General features: G+C 60.7%; 20 protein-coding genes. 8 read left to right on the forward strand and 12 right to left on the reverse strand.

Features of this window, described 5'->3' with window-relative positions; all coding sequences use genetic code 11:
• Positions 1-12 precede the first annotated feature (12 nt).
• The 4 genes from JK621_RS01245 to JK621_RS01260 all read left to right on the forward strand — a co-directional run bounded on the left by JK621_RS01245 (position 13) and on the right by JK621_RS01260 (position 4615).
• Positions 13-984: an HlyD family secretion protein gene (locus JK621_RS01245; RefSeq protein ID WP_212558306.1), complete on the forward strand. Its 972-nt coding sequence runs from the start codon at positions 13-15 to the stop codon at positions 982-984.
• A complete protein-coding gene (locus JK621_RS01250; RefSeq protein WP_212558307.1) occupies positions 966-2120 on the forward strand; it encodes an ABC transporter permease in 1155 nt (384 codons plus the stop codon). The genes JK621_RS01245 and JK621_RS01250 overlap by 19 nt, the downstream gene beginning before the upstream one ends.
• Positions 2117-3256: an ABC transporter permease gene (locus JK621_RS01255; RefSeq protein WP_212558308.1), complete on the forward strand. Its 1140-nt coding sequence runs from the start codon at positions 2117-2119 to the stop codon at positions 3254-3256. The genes JK621_RS01250 and JK621_RS01255 overlap by 4 nt, the downstream gene beginning before the upstream one ends.
• A gap of 237 nt (positions 3257-3493) precedes the next feature.
• Entirely contained in the window at positions 3494-4615 is a 1122-nt protein-coding gene (locus JK621_RS01260; protein ID WP_212558309.1) for a cupin domain-containing protein, read from the forward strand.
• Positions 4616-4672: 57 nt separating this feature from the next.
• Here JK621_RS01260 and JK621_RS01265 read toward each other — a convergent pair whose 3' ends face one another.
• Together JK621_RS01265 and ubiU are read right to left on the reverse strand one after the other, a co-directional pair.
• On the reverse strand, positions 4673-5551 hold the full coding sequence (locus JK621_RS01265) for a U32 family peptidase (RefSeq protein WP_212558310.1): 879 nt from the start codon (positions 5549-5551) through the stop codon (positions 4673-4675).
• Positions 5552-5562: 11 nt separating this feature from the next.
• Positions 5563-6558, reverse strand: a complete 996-nt coding sequence (gene ubiU, locus JK621_RS01270) for a ubiquinone anaerobic biosynthesis protein UbiU (RefSeq protein WP_212558311.1) — start codon at positions 6556-6558, stop codon at positions 5563-5565.
• A 227-nt stretch (positions 6559-6785) separates the two neighbouring features.
• Here ubiU and ubiT point away from each other — a divergent pair, with 227 nt between their 5' ends.
• Positions 6786-7307: a ubiquinone anaerobic biosynthesis accessory factor UbiT gene (gene ubiT, locus JK621_RS01275; RefSeq protein ID WP_212558312.1), complete on the forward strand. Its 522-nt coding sequence runs from the start codon at positions 6786-6788 to the stop codon at positions 7305-7307.
• Positions 7301-7804: a GNAT family N-acetyltransferase gene (locus tag JK621_RS01280; RefSeq protein WP_212558313.1), complete on the forward strand. Its 504-nt coding sequence runs from the start codon at positions 7301-7303 to the stop codon at positions 7802-7804. Before ubiT ends, JK621_RS01280 begins: the two co-directional genes overlap by 7 nt.
• Here the strand turns inward: JK621_RS01280 and JK621_RS01285 are convergent.
• Positions 7791-8093, reverse strand: a complete 303-nt coding sequence (locus JK621_RS01285) for a GIY-YIG nuclease family protein (RefSeq protein ID WP_212558314.1) — start codon at positions 8091-8093, stop codon at positions 7791-7793. The genes JK621_RS01280 and JK621_RS01285 overlap by 14 nt on opposite strands.
• Positions 8094-8445: 352 nt before the next feature.
• On the opposite strand from JK621_RS01285, the gene JK621_RS01290 reads away from it, so the two are divergent.
• Complete coding sequence (locus JK621_RS01290; protein ID WP_212558315.1) at positions 8446-8874, forward strand: YhbP family protein; 429 nt, start codon at positions 8446-8448, stop codon at positions 8872-8874.
• A 48-nt stretch (positions 8875-8922) separates the two neighbouring features.
• On the forward strand, positions 8923-9561 hold the full coding sequence (locus tag JK621_RS01295) for an NAD(P)H-binding protein (RefSeq protein WP_212558316.1): 639 nt from the start codon (positions 8923-8925) through the stop codon (positions 9559-9561).
• Here JK621_RS01295 and phnP read toward each other — a convergent pair.
• The 9 genes from phnP to phnH all read right to left on the reverse strand — a co-directional run bounded on the left by phnP (position 9512) and on the right by phnH (position 16776).
• A complete protein-coding gene (phnP, locus tag JK621_RS01300; RefSeq protein WP_212558317.1) occupies positions 9512-10294 on the reverse strand; it encodes a phosphonate metabolism protein PhnP in 783 nt (260 codons plus the stop codon). The two genes, JK621_RS01295 and phnP, sit on opposite strands and share 50 nt — an antisense overlap.
• A gap of 150 nt (positions 10295-10444) precedes the next feature.
• The gene (locus tag JK621_RS01305; RefSeq protein WP_212558318.1) at positions 10445-11047 is read right to left on the reverse strand and encodes a DapH/DapD/GlmU-related protein; all 603 of its coding nucleotides are present in this window, start codon (positions 11045-11047) and stop codon (positions 10445-10447) included.
• The gene (gene phnN / locus JK621_RS01310; protein ID WP_212558319.1) at positions 11044-11613 is read right to left on the reverse strand and encodes a ribose 1,5-bisphosphokinase; all 570 of its coding nucleotides are present in this window, start codon (positions 11611-11613) and stop codon (positions 11044-11046) included. The genes JK621_RS01305 and phnN overlap by 4 nt, the downstream gene beginning before the upstream one ends.
• Positions 11613-12749, reverse strand: coding sequence for an alpha-D-ribose 1-methylphosphonate 5-triphosphate diphosphatase (gene phnM / locus JK621_RS01315; RefSeq protein ID WP_212558320.1), 1137 nt, complete (start codon positions 12747-12749; stop codon positions 11613-11615). The genes phnN and phnM overlap by 1 nt, the downstream gene beginning before the upstream one ends.
• The gene (gene phnL / locus JK621_RS01320; protein ID WP_212558321.1) at positions 12749-13453 is read right to left on the reverse strand and encodes a phosphonate C-P lyase system protein PhnL; all 705 of its coding nucleotides are present in this window, start codon (positions 13451-13453) and stop codon (positions 12749-12751) included. The genes phnM and phnL overlap by 1 nt, the downstream gene beginning before the upstream one ends.
• Positions 13454-13468: 15 nt before the next feature.
• The gene (phnK, locus tag JK621_RS01325) at positions 13469-14257 is read right to left on the reverse strand and encodes a phosphonate C-P lyase system protein PhnK (protein WP_212558322.1); all 789 of its coding nucleotides are present in this window, start codon (positions 14255-14257) and stop codon (positions 13469-13471) included.
• On the reverse strand, positions 14257-15117 hold the full coding sequence (locus JK621_RS01330; RefSeq protein ID WP_004952938.1) for an alpha-D-ribose 1-methylphosphonate 5-phosphate C-P-lyase PhnJ: 861 nt from the start codon (positions 15115-15117) through the stop codon (positions 14257-14259). Before JK621_RS01330 ends, phnK begins: the two co-directional genes overlap by 1 nt.
• Positions 15110-16195: a carbon-phosphorus lyase complex subunit PhnI gene (locus JK621_RS01335; RefSeq protein ID WP_212558323.1), complete on the reverse strand. Its 1086-nt coding sequence runs from the start codon at positions 16193-16195 to the stop codon at positions 15110-15112. The genes JK621_RS01330 and JK621_RS01335 overlap by 8 nt, the downstream gene beginning before the upstream one ends.
• Positions 16195-16776, reverse strand: a complete 582-nt coding sequence (phnH, locus tag JK621_RS01340; protein WP_212558324.1) for a phosphonate C-P lyase system protein PhnH — start codon at positions 16774-16776, stop codon at positions 16195-16197. Before phnH ends, JK621_RS01335 begins: the two co-directional genes overlap by 1 nt.
• Positions 16777-16778 lie beyond the last annotated feature (2 nt).

Genomic DNA, 16778 nt, shown 5'->3' on the forward strand with positions numbered 1-16778 from the left:
GGAGCTTGAATAATGAAAAAAAAGACGCTGTTTACCCTGTTATTGATGGTGGTGGCGATCGCTCTGGCGATATTGTTCCGTGCGCATAATCAGGATCTGCTGTTGCAGGGCGAAGTGGATGCGCCGGAGGTGATTGTGGCCTCCAAAGCCAAGGGGCGGGTGATCGAACGCCTGGTGGAGCGTGGCGATGACGTAAAGGGCGGGCAGGCGATGATTCAGCTCGATAGCCCGGAACTGATGGCGCAGTTGCGTTCCGCGCAGGCAACGCGCGATGAGGCCAAGGCGCAGCTTGAACAGTCGCTGAATGGCACGCGTGAAGAGAGCATCCGCAATCTGCGCGCCAGCCTGGCGCAGGCCGAGGCGGAATACCGCAATGCGCAGAATGATTACAATCGCAACCTGAGCGTAGCCGGCAAAGGTTATATCTCGAAGTCCGAACTGGACAGCTCGCGGCGTTCGCGCGATACCGCGTTCCAACAGGTGCAGGCTGCCAAGGCCAATCTGGACGAAGGCATCAACGGCGATCGTATCGAACTGCGGCAGCAATACGCCGCGGCGCTGCGGGCGGCGGAAGAGAACCTGCTGGAAGTGAAAGCCCAGACCGACGATCTGCGGGTTTTAGCGCCGGTGGACGGCGAAGTGGGGCCGATCCCGGCGGAAGTGGGTGAGCTGCTGAATGCCGGTAGCCCGCTGGTGACGCTGATCCGCGTACCGGATGCCTACTTCGTGTTTAACCTGCGCGAAGACATCCTGGCCCATGTACGCAAAGGCGATAAGATCCAAATGCGGGTACCGGCGCTGCAGAACAAAATGATTGAGGCAGAGGTGCGTTACATCGCGCCGCTGGGCGATTACGCCACCAAGCGCGCCACCCGCGCCACCGGTGACTTTGATCTGAAAACCTTTGAAGTGCGCCTGTATCCGTCACAGCCGGTGGACGGTTTGCGTCCGGGGATGAGCAGCCTATGGCTATGGAAAGAGTAAGGGCCGGTTGGCGCTGCTTCAGCCACGCGTTTGACAACGAGTGCCGCATCGCCTTTCGCAGCCCGGTGGTGCACTGGCTGAGCTGGATCTTCCCGCTGATGCTGTTTGGCCTGATCAGCAGCAACTTTTCGGAAGGCACCTTGCTCGATCTGCCAGTCTCGGTGGTGGACAGCGATCACAGCTCACTGTCCAAATCGCTGATCCGCAGGCTGGATGCCGGCTCCCATGCCCACGTCGAAGCCTACGATGGCGGGCTGGATGAATCGCTGCACCGCCTGCGCAGCGCGCAGGATTACGCGTTGCTTTACATACCGCCGGATTTCGAGGCCAACGCGTTGGCGGGCAAGCAGCCGAGCGTGGTGATGTATTACAACGCGCTGTTTTACGGCGCCGGGCTGTATTCCACTCAGGATTTCAGCGGCCTGATGACCGAAGTCAACGCCAGCACCCGCAGCATCATCGCCGGCGAGATGGGCAAAACGCTGCCGCCGCTGGCGGACGTCACGCTGTCGTACGGCAGTTTGTTCAACGCCAGCGGCAGCTATATTTACTATCAGCAGTTCGCGGCCACCATCCACCTGTTGCAGCTGTTTGTGGTGACCTGCATGATCTACGTGCTGGCGCGCAGCAAGTCACTGTTGAAGGCCAGGCCGTTTAGCCTGGCGTTGCTTGGCAAACTGGCGCCTTACACCCTGTGCTTCACCAGCCTGCTGATGGTGGAGATCGCGGCGCTGGTGGGCATTTTTGATGCCCGTGTCAGCGGCAATCCCTTGTTTATGCTGATGATCGCCTTTTTCTATGTGATGGCGGCGCAGAGCATCGGCCTGCTGCTGTTCACCTTTACCGGCAGCATTATCACAGCCTACAGCCTGATCGGTATCCTGGTGAGTATAGCGCTGACCTTCTCTGGCATGGCGGTGCCGGAGCTGTCGATGCCGCTGCCGGCGCGCATTATCTCCAATATCGAGCCGCTGACCCATGCGCTGTACGCCATGTTCGACGTGTTCCTGCGGCAGGTGCCGGCCAGTGCCATCTTCAGCGTCTGTGCGCTGCTGGCGGTCTATCCGCTGGTTACCGCGCTGCTGGTACGTAACCGGCTGCTACAGCGGTTGTTGAAGGAAGGGGGCGCGGGATGAAGATCTATTGGCAAACCTTTGTTCGGGTACTGCTTGGCATGTTGGAACGGCCGATGTGGCTGATGCTGCTCCTGTCGTTGTGCATCATGAGTATGGTGTATGCCAACCGCACTGTGTGGGATCTGCCGGTGGGTGTGGTCGATCAGGATCACAGCACCGCCAGCCGCCAGTTGATCCGCCAACTGGACGCCACCTCGAAAATCGCGATCCAGACCTACGACAGCCAGGAGCAGGCTCAGCGGGACCTTGGCTGGCGCAAGCTGTTTGCGGTGATCATCATGCCGGTGGATCTGGAGAAGAAGATCCTGAACGGGCAGAATATTGTGGTGCCGGTGTACGGCGACGCGACCAACCGCTTGGCCAACGGCCAGATCCAACAGGACGTAGTAGCGGCTTACCAACAGCTGTTGAGCCAGTACAACAACGGGCTGCTGCTGCGCAGCGGATTCAGCGAACGCCAGGCGCAGGTGATCCTGACGCCGATCGCGGGGCAGACGCTGGACGTGTTCAACCCCGGCATCAGCTTTGCGGCAATCATCTTCCCCGGCCTGCTGGTCATGCTGTTGCAGCACTCGTTGCTGATCGCCTGCATACGCGTCAGCATCGCCATGAAGAGTACGCCGGGCGGCAAAGCGCCGCTGGCGGCGCATCTGGGCGGGCTGACGGCACTGCTGCCGATCTGGCTATTCCTGTCGATCGTGCTGTTCGTGCTGTGGCCGTGGGTGTTGGGTTACCGCCAGACGGCAGGCATCCCGGAAATTCTGTTGCTGACCTTCCCGTTCCTGCTGGCGGTGCTGGGGTTGGGCAAGCTGGTGACCGAGTGCTTGCGCAGTGTCGAGATGATCTACCTGACGCTGGCGTTTATCACCACGCCGATATTCTACCTCTCCGGCACCATCTGGCCGCTGCAGGCGATGCCGGGCTGGGTGCGAACCATTTCCTATTGCATCCCCTCCACCTGGGCGACCAAGGCGATCGCCGGGGTTAACCAGATGGGGTTGTCGCTTAACGAAGTGTGGGGCGATGTGGTGATGCTGCTGGTACTGGGGATCATTTACACCCTGCTGGGCGTCGGCGTAGGCTTTATTCGCAATAGCGTGGCGTTGCGCAGCCTGCTTCGCAAACGGAGTGCATAGCGCGAGGTGGTTGCAGTATCGTCGCAATAGCAGCATTTTTCGGTGACAAGGCGAGCACCGGGGTTAACCTGATGGGTTTTCTGCGCAACAGCGTTGCGTGGTTTGTTCGGCAGGCGGCAAGTGAGTTCGAGTTTCAGTCAGGGGGCTGAAGCCATCGTTTCCTTGACCCTTAACAAGGCGGTCAGATTTACGCTCTCGCATAATCACGCCAATGAATCCTCTTACTGGTGTGATTGTATGGCTTACCAACTGAACCTGAACTGGCCCGAGTTTTTAGAGAAATACTGGCAGAAAAAACCTGTTGTTTTGAAAAATGCCTTCCCGAACTTTGTCGACCCTATCACGCCAGACGAACTGGCAGGGTTGGCGATGGAGCCGGAAGTTGATAGCCGTCTGGTCAGCCAGAAAAATGGCGAATGGCAGGCCAGCCACGGTCCGTTCGAACACTTCGATGACCTCGGCGAAACAGACTGGTCCTTGCTGGCGCAGGCCGTTAACCACTGGCATGCGCCTTCGGCCGAGCTGGTGCGCCCGTTTCGCGTTTTACCGGATTGGCGTCTGGATGACCTGATGATCTCCTTCTCGGTGCCGGGCGGCGGCGTGGGGCCACACATCGACAACTACGATGTGTTCATCATTCAGGGGATGGGTAGCCGTCGTTGGCGCGTAGGCGATGCCTTGCCGATGCGTCAGTTCTGCCCACATCCGGCGCTGCTGCATGTTGATCCGTTCGAACCGATCATTGATGAAGATTTGGAGCCGGGCGACATTCTGTACATCCCGCCAGGCTTCCCACATGACGGTTTCACCCACGAAACGGCGCTCAATTATTCAGTGGGCTTCCGTGGGCCAAACGGCCGTGACCTGATCAGCAGCTTTGCTGATTACGCACTGGAAAACGATCTGGGTGGTGCCCACTACAGCGATCCTGATTTAACCCTGCGTGAACATCCGGGCCGGGTGGAAGACTATGAGCTTGAGCGCCTGCGTTCAATGATGATCGGCATGATCAGCCAGCCGGAAGACTTCACGCAGTGGTTTGGCCGCTTTGCCACCACGCCGCGCCATGAGCTGGATATCGTTATGGCAGAGCCACCGTATGAAGCGGAAGAGGTACTGAATGCGCTGATGGGCGGTGAAACACTGGTCCGTTTGAGTGGCTTGCGAGTGCTGCACATCGGCGACAGCTTTTTTGTCAACGGCGAGTGTCTGCACGCCCTGGATGCACACGCGGCTGATGCGCTGTGCCGGTATACCGAGTTGGGCCAGCCGGCACTGGGCGAAGCGTTGTTAAACCCGGCGTTTGTGGCTGAGCTGACGGAGCTGATGAATCAGGGTTACTGGTTCTTCAAAGAGTAGCTGTCGCTGCCCGCTTAACTGCCGGGTGGCGTCAGGCTTACCCGGCATGTTGTCAGATTACGGTACCAGCTCCAACCCCGCGACCCGGCGCCAGTAGCCGTTGCAATCGGCTTTATCGACCAAAACCAGCGGTTGCGCACCCTGTTCGTTGGCACGGAAGCTGTCGATCCGCGCCAGCGTTTCTGCGCTCTGCGGTGAAAGGCGCACGATGTCCACCAGCCCCTGCATGCTTTGCAACTCATTGCCGAGGTTATAGCAGTAACCGCTCATCGTCTGGATGCCGTTGAGCACAAACACCTGCTGTTCTTCCTGCGAACGCATCATCCGCCCTTGCGGGTAGTGGATGCAGCAGGTTTCGCACTCATCCTTGCCGCGGTTCTCCGAGCGGGCGGTGAAGCAGCGTGCCGAATAGGCCAGCGGCAGATGGCCGTAGCTCAAGACTTCCACTTCGAACTGATGGCGGAAACCCAGCTCGTCGCATTGCGTCAACAGATTGGCCAGCCAGTCGCGCGAAAGCTCGACCGGCATGCACCAGCGGACCATGCCCTGGCGGTGCAGCAGGCGCAGGGTGTAAGCGTTATAGCAGTTGAGCGCATGCCCGGCGACGAACGGCAGGCCGCGCTCCGCCGCCATGTTCACCGTGCCCAGATCGTTGGCTTCAATCAGAAACTTGCCGTTCTCCACATAGCGTTTGAGTTCGTTCAGCTCCGACGGCGCTTGCAGCAGCGCCAGAGTGGAAATCACCACCTGCTTGCCGCTGCGGGCAATCTCCTGCGCCAGCGTCAGCCAGTCGCCCACCTTCATCTCGCGCCGCTTGGTGCAGACGCTCTCGCCGAGGTAAATAATCTCCGCGCTGCTGCTCACCGCCTGCCGGTAGAACTCCTCAATCTCGGTTTTCGGCCAGTAGTACAGCACCGAGCCTAATGCGTATTTCATGGTCTCTCCTGCTATTGCCATTTGCGGTGATAGGCGCCGAGCGTGGTCTGCGTGCCTTCGGACATCGCACCGAGGGCTTCCATCCAGCCTGCGTCGGCCCGGTAGGTGGCCGGGTCGGCCTGGCAGCGGTCTATCGCCTGGCGCCAGATGCGCGCCACCTGGCTGACATACGCAGGGCTGCGCTGGCGACCTTCAATCTTCACCGAAGCGATATTGGCGGCCAGTAATTCCGGCAACAGCTCCAGCGTGTTCAGGCTGGTAGGCTCTTCCAGCGCGTGATAACGCACGTCGTCCACCCGATAACGCCCTTTGCACAGCGTCGGATAACTGGCGTTTTCATCGTCCCGATAACGGTCGATCAGCACGTCGTTCAGGCGCGATTCCATGCCCTGCGCGGTTTGCTGCCAGCGAACGAAGCGCGCCGGGGAGCAGGCGCCGACGGTATTCGGCGATTCGCCGGTCAGATAGGAAGAGAGATAGCAACGCCCTTCGGCCATGATGCACAGGCTGCCGAAAGCGAACACCTCCAGCGGCACCGGGCTGGTGCGCGCCAGCTGTTTGACCTGATGCATCGACAGCACGCGCGGCAGCACGACCCGGCTGACGTCAAAATGGCGCTGATAAAAGCGGATCGCCTCTTCGTTGGTGGCGGAAGCCTGCACCGAGACATGGCGTTCCAGTTGCGGGTAACGTTCTGCGGCGTATTCCAGCATCGCCAAATCGGCCAGGATCAGCACGTCCGCGCCCAGTTGCGCCGCCATGTCCACCGCCCGTTGCCAGCGGCCATAGCCGTTCGGGTGGGCGAAGGTGTTGATGGCGATATGCAGTTTGCGGCGGTGCCGGTGCACGTACTCGACCGCTTCCTGCAGCTTTTTCTCGGTGAAGTTGAGGCCGGCAAAGTGGCGCGCGTTGGTATCGTCTTTCAGGCCGATGTACACGGCGTCGGCGCCGTTATCCACCGCGGCTTTCAGGGCCGGAAGGTTACCGGCGGGACAAAGCAGCTCCATAGATTTATCCTGGTTAACAAGGGCTGCCGGCGAGGGTAATCAACCGGCAAGCGCCCATCGGGGAAGCAATTTTAGTGAAAGCGCGGCGAACAGGTTTTGATTTGAGGCAGCTTCTGGCGTATTGATAAAGCTGGCGGCGAAATGCACTATTTGTTGATATAGACCGCTTCAGGGGCGCGCCGATGTGGCAAAATAGCGCTAGTCTGTGTTGAAAGGAGTGAACGACAGTGTTGGAACAACTACGAGCACGCATTGTGCGCCAAGGGCCGTCGCTGCTGCGCGTACCGCTAAAATTCACGCCGTTTGCCTTGCAGCGGCAGCTTCTGGAACAGGTGCTGGGCTGGCAATTCCGCCAGGCGTTGGCGGATGGCGATTTGGATTTTCTCGAATCGCGCTGGTTGAAGATCGAAGTTCGCGATCTGGCGCTACACTGGTTTATGACGGTAGAAAACGACAAACTGGTTGTCAGCCACCACGCCGAAGCTGATGTCAGCTTCAGCGGCGACGCCAACGATCTGATTTTGATCGCCGCGCGCAAGCAAGATCCCGATACGCTGTTCTTTCAGCGTCGGCTGCAGATTGAAGGGGACACCGAATTGGGCCTGTATGTAAAAAATCTGATGGACGCCATCGAGCTGGAAGCCATGCCTGCGCCGTTGCGCATTGGCCTGCTGCAACTGGCTGAATTTGTGGAAGCAGGGTTGCAGGAGGGCACGGCGCAGACTTCCCGTGTGCCGGTAGCATGCTGATCCGCGTAGAGATTCCGGTAGATGCGGCGGGGATCGATGCCCTGCTGCGCCGCGCCTTTGGGCGGGATGACGAGGCCGATCTGGTGCAACAACTGCGCGAAGACGGCCTGCTGACCCTGGGGATTGTCGCCACCGACGACGAAGGCGGCGTGGTGGGCTATGCCGCGTTCAGCCCGGTGGATGTCGCCGGAGAAGACCGGCAGTGGGTCGGTCTGGCACCGCTGGCGGTGGATGAAAGCCTGCGTCGCCAGGGGCTGGGCGAAAAGCTGATTTACGAAGGGCTGGATTCCCTGAACGAGTTCAGTTACGCCGCCGTGGTGGTGCTGGGCGATCCGGCTTACTACGGCCGCTTCGGCTTTAAACCGGCCGCTGCCTATGGCCTGCGTTGCCGCTGGCCGGGCGCCGAAGCCGCGTTCCAGGTTTATCCGCTGGCGGAAGACGCGCTGAACGGCGTGAGCGGGGCGGTTGAATACTCCGAGCCGTTTAACCGGCTTTAACCTCAGCACTCGGCAGTAAATACTCCAATGAGGGCGGCGGGTGGCTCACCAGCCGCTCTTTTTGTATTTTGCTCAGTTGCTTTACCCGATACTCCAGCCTCAGCGCCGTTGAGCGATCCCCCACCCGGCAGTGAAAAGCCAGAGTCAGTTCCCCCTTTCCCCGTAACGCCTTGGCGCCTTTGCCCGCCCGATGCTGCGCCAGCCGCCGCGCTACGTCAGTGGTGATGCCGGTATACAGCATGCCATTCGGCAAACGCAGCATGTAGAGGTGCCAGGTTGGAGTGTCCATCAGTGGGTTCCCGTTGAGAGTTGAGCGTTACTATAGGCAACGTTAGGCTGCCGCTGAACCCTTTTTTTTTCGACATTCTTTAACTTGTTGATTTTAAACATGATGAATGGGCGAGGCTAAAAAAGCCTTTTTGGGGGAATTGCGGTGTTACTCTTCAATAATCAGCCGATTAGCGCTAATCTTCAACGGTGAACTGCCGTACAGGCAGCTTAGAAAAGCGAACCGTCATAACGTACATATTGATGTTCGTGGACTGCCGTACAGGCAGCTTAGAAACAATCACGTCCCACCTCAGCCACCGGCGACGCGTGGACTGCCGCACAGGCAGTTTTAATAGGTTTAAGGAACGTAAATGGATGCAGATCTGGAACATATCCGCCATTTCCTCGGCAAGCAGCATGTGCTGACGCTGTGCGCCGGCAACGGCCTGGACATGTGGTGCGCCAACTGTTTTTACGTGTTTGACGCCGGGCAGATGGCGCTGTGGTTGATGACCGAAACCCACACCCGCCACGGCGAGTTGATGCGGCAAAATGCCCGCGTGGTGGGCACTATTGCGCCCAAGCCAAAGACCATCGCGCTGATCCGCGGCGTGCAGTACCGTGCCGAGGCGGTGATGCTGAGCGGCGATGAAGAGGCGCTGGCGCGCGCCCGTTACTGCAAGCGGTTCCCTATTGCCAAAGTGATGAAAGCGCCGGTGTGGCAGCTGAATTTGCAGGAAGTGAAAATGACCGACAACACCCTTGGATTTGGTAAAAAACTGCATTGGGCGCGGGCCTGAGTACAACACACTATACTTTTCCAGAGTAATCAATCGGTGGGAGAGTCTATGGCGCGGGTATTAATCGTAGGGGCCACCGGGCTGGTGGGCAGCGAGCTGCTGCAGCAGTTGCAAGGCGATCCGCAGGTGACGGCGATTGTGGCGCCAACGCGCCAACCGCTGCCCCCAAACGAAAAAACAGATAACCCGGTGGGCGAGGATCTGTTCGCGTTGCTGAGCCACCTGCAACAGCCCGTCGATATTATTTTCTGCTGTCTGGGCACGACCCGTAAAGTGGCCGGCAGCGATGCCAATTTCCGCTATGTCGATTATCAGTTAGTGGTCGAAAGCGCGCTGACCGGGCGGCGGCTGGGGGCGCAGCATTGTCTGGTCGTCAGCGCGGTGGGGGCTAACCCGCGCTCGTCATTCCTCTATAACCGTACCAAAGGCGAAATGGAACAGGCGCTGCGTGAGCAGAACTGGCCACGCCTGACGCTGGTGCGCCCATCGATGCTGTTGGGCAATCGCCCGTCGCCGCGCTTGATGGAGCGGCTTACCGCACCGCTGTTCAAACTGTTACCGGGCAAGTGGCGCTCGGTTGCCGCCAAAGACGTGGCGCAGACCCTGCTGGAGCAGGCGTTCAGCCCCGGCAACGGCGTTACGGTGCTGGAGTCCGACCAACTGCATCGCTATGGCAATGTACACTGAGATTATCGAAAGCCAGTTCCATGCCCGGCGGCAGCTCGTTGTCCATCAACCATAAATCGAGATGATGGCTGATATGCGTCAGCAGCGTGCGGCCTGGCTGCAAACGTTGCTGTGTCTCCTGAGCGCGGGTCAAATCGTTATGATTGCGCGGCGCCTGGGGTTGTGGCGGCAGGCTGCAATCGAGCACCAGCAGATCCGGCGTTATTTTGCGCAGGAAAGCCTCGGTGTCAGGCGGCAGGCCGACGGTATCGGTCAGATAGGCCAGCGCGTAGCCTTCAGCCTGGACCAAATAACCCAACGTCGGTTTGGAATGTTGCAGCGGCAGCGGGGTGATATGCAGCCCGCCCAGTTCAACCGTTTTGAAGGGGGTTAACGGCGGTTGAAACGCCAGAATACCGGGGTGTTTAAACAGATCGTCGCAGCCTTGTTCATCTGCCGGGCCGTACACCGGAATGAAATTTCCGCACCCCCAGCGCAAAGGAAATAACCCCTGAACGTGATCCATGTGGTAATGTGTCAGTAAAAAACGTTGAATTTCCCCCGCCGAAAAGCGCCGTTCCAGCGACGGCAATCCCGCATCCAGCAAGGTCGTTTCCCCCTGAAATCTGAGCATCGCACTGCATGGCCGCCGCCGGAATGCCGGTTCGCGTCGCGCCCGCCGGCACACCTGGCAATCACAACCGAAAACCGGGATCTGCTGGGCGCCGCCGGTGCCGAGAAACGTCAATTGCATGAGTTGCTCCTTTACCCTTCGCCTTTCACGTCGCAGCGTTGTTGGCTGCATATGTGCACCTCAGTCACTTACTTGAGTAAGCTCCTGAGGATTCACGCATTTGCCGCCTGGCTGCAACGCGAAATTCATTGGGTAAGATTAATAAGGGTCTTAAAGATACTTATCCGCAAAGGCGTTGATATCACGGAAATCCGCCAATCGTTCCTGCAATGTCTGATGATCCCAGTGCCACCACTGGCTGCGTTCGATGCGTTCAATCAAGGTATCGTCGAAGCGCATGCCGATCTTTTTCGCCGCCACGCCGGCGACGATCGCATAAGGCTCGACGTTTTTGGTCACCACCGCCGCGCTGCCGATCACCGCGCCGTTGCCTACGCTCACGCCGGGCATCAGGATGGCGTTATGGCCGATCCACACGTCGTGGCCGACGGTGATGTGGTGCTTGCGCCGCCAGTCGAAGAAGGCTTCGTCATCTTCCCCCAGACCGTACTCGGAAGCGCGATAGGTGAAGTGGTGTTGGGCGATGCGCTGGTAGGTCGGGTGGTTGCCGGGATTGATGCGCGCGTAAGAGGCGATCGACACAAACTTGCCGAGGGTGGCGTAAAAAATCTGGTTGTGCCCGGCGGTATAGGAATAGTCGCCCATTTCCACTTCTTCGAGGATCGCATCGTCGGCCAGATGCACATACCGGCCGAGCCGGGTGCGGTTAAGGATCACGTTGTCGCCGATTCTCGGCTGTGCAAAGTCGTTCATTGCGTGGCGTCCTGAGGGTGTTTGGTTGAGGCCGGTAACAGCGCCAGCAGCGCCGTCAGGGTATCTTGCAGATCGCCATCGTTCGCCAGCAGGCGGCAACCGGCGGGCAGTTTTTGCTGGTACTCCGCCGCCCGCGCCAGCCGTTGTTCGATTTGCCCGGCGTCTTCACGCCCGCGGTGTTGCAGGCGTTGGCGCAGCACCTCGGTGCTGACTTGCAGGCAGACCGGCAACAGCTGCGCACCGTAGCGCTGTTGCGCCTGCGGCAGGTGGGCGCGCGAACCGTTGACCACCACGTCGATCCCCTGCAGCAGCCAAAGATCCACCTCGATCCCAAATGCGTAATGCTGCTGGTGCGCCTGCCAGTCGAGCGCGAACAGTCCCTTGGCGCGGCGGCGCAAAAACTCGGGTTCGCTGAGCGCAATATGGTTTTCGCAGCCGGCATCCGCCGGCCGGGTGATATAACGGTGCGCCACCAGCGGCGCGCTGTCGGCATCGGCTCTAAGCTGTGCAAGCAGGCTGTCTTTGCCGGAGCCGGACGGCCCCATCAAATAGATAAGCTGCGCCATCAGAACACCTGCTTGCCCTGGCGCCAGACGTTCTGCACGTAGATGTGATCGCCGTGCGGCCGCGCCAGCACCAGATCCGCCCGCAGTCCCTCGGCGATGGCGCCGCGATCGTGCAGATCCAGCGCCTTCGCCGGGTTGCTGGTGATCATCTGCACCGCCTGCGGCAGGCCGTAGCCGTTACGTTCGTCGGCCGCGATACGGAACGCCGCATCCAGCAGGCTGGCCGGGTAATAGTCGGAAGACAGAATATCCAGCACCCCCAGTGCCGCCAGATGGTGCGCCGCCACGTTGCCGGAATGGGAGCCGCCGCGCACGATGTTCGGTGCGCCCATCAGCACCTGCAACCCCTGCCGGTGCGAGGCGCGGGCCGCGTCCTCGGTGGTCGGGAACTCGGCAATCGCGCTGCCCAGCGCACAGGATTCGGCCACGTGTTCGGCGGTGGCGTCGTCGTGGCTGGCGAGAGAGATGTTACGCGCCCGGCAGTGGGCGGCGATCGCCTCTCGGTTCGGCGTGGCCCAGCGGGCGGAAAGCCCGATCTGCTGCTCTTCATACTCGCTCATCTGTTGGTCATTGAGATGATATTTGCCCTGATAATACTCACGGTATTTTTCACGCGAGGCGAACTGGCGCTGGCCCGGCGAATGGTCCATCAGCGACACCAGCGATACCCCCGGTTTGTCCATCAACTGCTCGAACAGCGGCAGGGTGCTCTCGTTCGGCAGCTCGCAGCGCAGGTGCAGCCGGTGCTCGGCGCGGTTGACCCCCGCGCGCTGGCTGTGGATCACCGCGTCGATCATTTTTTGCAGGTTCTCCAGCCGGTGGCCGCCGTCGCGCACGTCGCCGATCGCCACCGCGTCCAGCACCGTGGTGATGCCGTTGGCGACCATCAGCGCATCATGGCTGCTCATCGCCGAATGCGCCGGCCAGTCGACATTCGGTCGCGGGGTGAAAAACTTGTCCAGATTATCGGTGTGCAGCTCAATCAGCCCCGGCAGCAGCCAGCCGCCTTCACCGTTCAGCGCCTGCGGCAGTTGGCTCGGCGTATCGGCGAAGCTGCGGATCACGCCGTCGTTGATCTCCAGCGAACCCTCGACAATCTGGTCTGCCAGCACCAGTTTCACGTTATTGATGATCATCAGAAGATCTCCAGCGCCTGGGGCGCTTGCATGTCGTATAACCGGTCGGCGACCTGTTGGCGAACGCCTTCGTCATGGAAAATGCCGACGATCGCAGCACCGCGCCGTTTGGCCTGTTCTATCAGGCCGACCACCGCCGCGCTGTTGCGGCTGTCGAGTGAGGCGGTCGGTTCGTCCAACAGTAAAATCGGGTAGTCGACAATAAAGCCGCGCGCGATATTCACCCGTTGCTGCTCCCCGCCGGAGAAGGTCGAGGGCGCCAACTGCCACAGGCGCTGCGGCACGTTGAGCTGGTTGAGCAGCGTCTCGGCGCGCTCGCGGCATTCGGCACGGTCGACGCCCTGTTCCAGCAGCGGTTGCATCACCAGGTCCAGCGCGCTGATGCGCGGGATCACCCGCAGAAACTGGCTCACCCAGCCGAGGGTGTGGCGGCGGACCGCCAGGATCTGGCGCGCTTCGGCCTGCACCATGTCCAGCCATTCGCCCTGATGATTGACCCAGATATGGCCGCTGTCGGGCAGGTAGTTGGCGTACAGCGAGCGCAGCAGGGTGGATTTACCGCTGCCGGAGTGGCCATGCAGCACCACGCATTCGCCGCTGCTGACCGTCATGTTGGCGTCATGCAGCACCGGCAGGCGCGTGCCGTGCTGCTGGTGGAGCACGAAGGTTTTGCTCAGGTGTTCAACCCGGATTTGAATCGTCATTGTTATCCCCTCGTATTACGACAGCACCGAAGAAACCAGCAGTTGGGTGTAAGGATGGTGCGGATCGTCCAGCACCCGGTCGGTCAGGCCGCTTTCCACCACCTGGCCCTCTTTCATCACCAGCAGCCGGTGCGCCAGCAGGCGCGCCACGCCCAGATCGTGGGTGACGATCACTGCCGCCAGCTGCATTTCCACCACCAGATTGCGCAGCAGATCGAGCAACCGCGCCTGCACCGAGACGTCCAGCCCGCCGGTCGGCTCGTCCATAAACACCAGTTTCGGGTGGGTCACCAGATTGCGGGCGATCTGCAGCCGCTGCTGCATGCCGCCGGAGAAGGTGGTCGGCAGGTCGTCAAGGCGCGACGCCGGGATCTCCACGTCTTCCAGCCACTGGGCGGCCTGGCGGCGGATGTCGCCGTAGTGACGCTGGCCGATGGCCATCAGCCGTTCGCCGATGTTGCCGCCGGCGGACACCTTGGGCCGCAGCCCGTCGAGCGGGTGCTGATGCACGACGCCCCAGTCGGTGCGCAGCAGGCGGCGGCGATCGCTCTCCGCCATCGCGTACAGGTCGTGCTGTTGCCCGGCCTGCGGGCGATAGAGGATCTGCCCGTGCTGCGGCGCCAGCCGTGCGGAGATGGATTTCAGCAGCGTGGTTTTACCGGAGCCGGATTCGCCGACGATGCCCAGCACTTCGCCGGGGTAGATATCGAAAGAGACGTCGCTAAAACCTTTGCCCGGCGCGTACAAATGGGTGAGGTTGGCCACCGACAACAGCGGCGTGGTGCTCAGGGATTGGGAAATCATCAGTGCTGCGCCTCTTGCGAAGGTTGCGCCAGCTGCTGCCGGCAGTAGTCGGTGTCGGAGCAGACGAACATGCGGTTGCCCTGGTCGTCGAGCACCACCTCATCCAGATAGCTGTGGCGCGAGCCGCACAACGCGCAGGGTTCATCCCACTTTTGCACGCTGAACGGATGGTCGTCGAAGTCCAGACTTTCCACTTTGGTGAACGGCGGCAGGGCGTAGATACGCTTCTCGCGCCCGGCGCCAAACAGTTGCAGCGCCGGCATCATGTGCATTTTCGGGTTGTCGAATTTCGGGATCGGTGAAGGGTCCATCACGTAACGATCGTTGACCTTCACCGGATAGGCGTAGGTGGTGGCGATATGGCCGTAGCGCGCAATGTCCTCGTACAATTTCACCTGCATCACGCCGTATTCTTCCAGCGCATGCATTTTGCGGGTCTCGGTTTCGCGCGGCTCTATAAAGCGCAGCGGCTCCGGGATCGGCACCTGATAAATCAGGATCTGGTCTTCGTGCAGCGCAGTTTCCGGAATGCGGTGCCGGGTCTGGATCAGCGTGGCTTCCGGCGTGCGTTCGGTGGTGGCTACCCCGGCAACGCGCTGGAAGAAGCGGCGAATAGACACCGCGTTGGTGGTGTCGTCGGCGCCCTGGTCGATCACCTTCAGCACGTCGGCGCGGCCAATCACGCTGGCGGTCAGCTGAATGCCGCCGGTGCCCCAACCGTAAGGCATCGGCATCTCACGGCCGCCGAACGGCACCTGATAGCCGGGGATCGCCACGGCTTTTAAAATGGCGCGACGGATCATGCGTTTGGTTTGCTCGTCGAGATAGCCAAGGTTATAGCCGGTCAATACTTCACTCATTGCGGGCCTCCTGACGCTCGCTGAACTCTTGCCGCAGGCGCTTGAGCAGCTCCAGCTCGGCCTGGAAGTCAACGTAGTGCGGCAGTTTGAGGTGGGAAACGAAGCCGGCGGCTTCGACGTTGTCGGCATGGGCCAGCACGAACTCTTCATCCTGCGCCGGGCTGGCGACGCCTTCCCGGTACTCGGGGCTTTGCAGTGCGCGGTCCACCAGCGCCATGCTCATCGCTTTACGCTCGGCGCGGCCAAACACCAGGCCATAACCGCGGGTGAAGTGCGGCGGTCGGTCTTCCGGGTCGACAAAGCCGTTGACCATCTCACATTCGGTCAGCAGGATTTCGCCGATATCTACCGCGAAACCCAGCTCTTCAGGCACGATCTCCAGCGAAACGTAGCCGGTGCGGATCTCGCCGGCGAACGGGTGGGTGCGGCCGTAGCCGCGCTGGGTGGAGTAGCTCAGCGCCAGCAGGAAACCTTCGTCACCGCGCACCAGCTGTTGCAGCCGCGCTGAGCGCGAACAAGGGTAAACCGGCGGGTTACGGGTGATGTCGTCCGGCGTGCTGCCGTCGTCCTGTTCCGCCAGCGCCAACTGTTGTTGGCTGAGCAAACCGAACACGTGGGCGCAATTTTCCGGCAGCGGTTCGTCGGCCTGCGGCGCGCGCGGTGCTTCACCTTCCGCCAGCAGGGCAAAATCCAGCAGCCGGTGGGTATAATCGTAGGTTGGCCCCAGCACCTGCCCGCCGGGCAAGTCCTTGTAAACCGCCGAGATACGGCGTTCCAGCCGCATGTTTTCGGTCGCCAGCGGTTCGCTCACCGCCAAACGCGGCAAGGTGGTGCGGTAGGCGCGCAGCAGGAAAATCGCCTCGACCAGATCGCCGCTCGCCTGTTTGATGGCCAGCGCGGCCAGTTCGGGATCGTAAATGCCGCCTTCGGTCATCACCCGATCCACCGCCAACCCCAGTTGCTGTTCAATCTGCCGGATGCCGAGCGCCGGCACGCTGTCGTCGCCGCGCCGCAGCTGTTCCTGTAACTGATGGGCGGCCTCAATGGCTTTTTCGCCCCCTTTAACGGCTACGTACATCAGCACACCTCCACGCGGGTGGTCCGCGGCAGCGCCAGCAGGCGATCGCCGCAGGTCAGCAAAATATCCAGCCCCAGCGGGAAGCGCTGCGGGCGGTTAATGAGAAAATCCAGCAGCGCCGGCGGCAACTGCGGTGAAACCTTGCGTTGGCGCTCTATGCCGGGGCCGGTCAGCCGCAGCGGGGTACCTTGTTCCAGCCCATTGAGTTGAACTATGACCGTGGCGCCGAATTCCGGCGAAATCTCGCTGCCGTGCGGCAGGGCCAGTAAATCAGCGGCCTGCAACTGGGTATCGAACAGGGCAAAACACACCTCTTCAGGCTGGGCCGCCAATGGCGCACCGCTGTGGAAGCGTATGTTTGTCAGTACTTGCTCACTTTTAAAGGCTTCACACAGCTGGATCGGGGTTTCCTGATCCGCCAGCGTCAGCAACGCGGCGGTGCTGGCCGCGTTCAGCGCGCCCCAGGCCGGGCCGCCTTGCAGCGTGACGGTATGGCCAGGTTCGCTTAACGCCTTGAGGATTAAGCGGAAAGCGTGCTGCGACTGTTCTATGGGTTGTGCAAATCCGGTTAGCAGGCTCATCG

The organism is Serratia plymuthica, from assembly GCF_018336935.1.
In the GTDB taxonomy this organism is placed as follows: domain Bacteria; phylum Pseudomonadota; class Gammaproteobacteria; order Enterobacterales; family Enterobacteriaceae; genus Serratia; species Serratia plymuthica_B.

What these genes read in the sequence shown, in the direction of transcription:
- phnN (WP_212558319.1), bottom strand. Translation starts at nt 11,613, where the DNA reads ATGGCGCAGCTTATCTATTTGATGGGGCCGTCCGGCTCCGGCAAAGAC.
- ubiU (WP_212558311.1), bottom strand. Translation starts at nt 6,558, where the DNA reads ATGGAGCTGCTTTGTCCCGCCGGTAACCTTCCGGCCCTGAAAGCCGCG.
- phnK (WP_212558322.1), bottom strand. Translation starts at nt 14,257, where the DNA reads ATGATTTCCCAATCCCTGAGCACCACGCCGCTGTTGTCGGTGGCCAAC.
- JK621_RS01305 (WP_212558318.1), bottom strand. Translation starts at nt 11,047, where the DNA reads ATGAACGACTTTGCACAGCCGAGAATCGGCGACAACGTGATCCTTAAC.
- JK621_RS01250 (WP_212558307.1), top strand. Translation starts at nt 966, where the DNA reads ATGGCTATGGAAAGAGTAAGGGCCGGTTGGCGCTGCTTCAGCCACGCG.
- JK621_RS01255 (WP_212558308.1), top strand. Translation starts at nt 2,117, where the DNA reads ATGAAGATCTATTGGCAAACCTTTGTTCGGGTACTGCTTGGCATGTTG.
- phnP (WP_212558317.1), bottom strand. Translation starts at nt 10,294, where the DNA reads ATGCAATTGACGTTTCTCGGCACCGGCGGCGCCCAGCAGATCCCGGTT.
- phnH (WP_212558324.1), bottom strand. Translation starts at nt 16,776, where the DNA reads ATGAGCCTGCTAACCGGATTTGCACAACCCATAGAACAGTCGCAGCAC.
- phnM (WP_212558320.1), bottom strand. Translation starts at nt 12,749, where the DNA reads ATGATCATCAATAACGTGAAACTGGTGCTGGCAGACCAGATTGTCGAG.
- phnL (WP_212558321.1), bottom strand. Translation starts at nt 13,453, where the DNA reads ATGACGATTCAAATCCGGGTTGAACACCTGAGCAAAACCTTCGTGCTC.
- JK621_RS01290 (WP_212558315.1), top strand. Translation starts at nt 8,446, where the DNA reads ATGGATGCAGATCTGGAACATATCCGCCATTTCCTCGGCAAGCAGCAT.
- JK621_RS01295 (WP_212558316.1), top strand. Translation starts at nt 8,923, where the DNA reads ATGGCGCGGGTATTAATCGTAGGGGCCACCGGGCTGGTGGGCAGCGAG.
- JK621_RS01280 (WP_212558313.1), top strand. Translation starts at nt 7,301, where the DNA reads ATGCTGATCCGCGTAGAGATTCCGGTAGATGCGGCGGGGATCGATGCC.
- JK621_RS01260 (WP_212558309.1), top strand. Translation starts at nt 3,494, where the DNA reads ATGGCTTACCAACTGAACCTGAACTGGCCCGAGTTTTTAGAGAAATAC.
- JK621_RS01285 (WP_212558314.1), bottom strand. Translation starts at nt 8,093, where the DNA reads ATGGACACTCCAACCTGGCACCTCTACATGCTGCGTTTGCCGAATGGC.
- JK621_RS01335 (WP_212558323.1), bottom strand. Translation starts at nt 16,195, where the DNA reads ATGTACGTAGCCGTTAAAGGGGGCGAAAAAGCCATTGAGGCCGCCCAT.
- JK621_RS01265 (WP_212558310.1), bottom strand. Translation starts at nt 5,551, where the DNA reads ATGAAATACGCATTAGGCTCGGTGCTGTACTACTGGCCGAAAACCGAG.
- JK621_RS01330 (WP_004952938.1), bottom strand. Translation starts at nt 15,117, where the DNA reads ATGAGTGAAGTATTGACCGGCTATAACCTTGGCTATCTCGACGAGCAA.
- JK621_RS01245 (WP_212558306.1), top strand. Translation starts at nt 13, where the DNA reads ATGAAAAAAAAGACGCTGTTTACCCTGTTATTGATGGTGGTGGCGATC.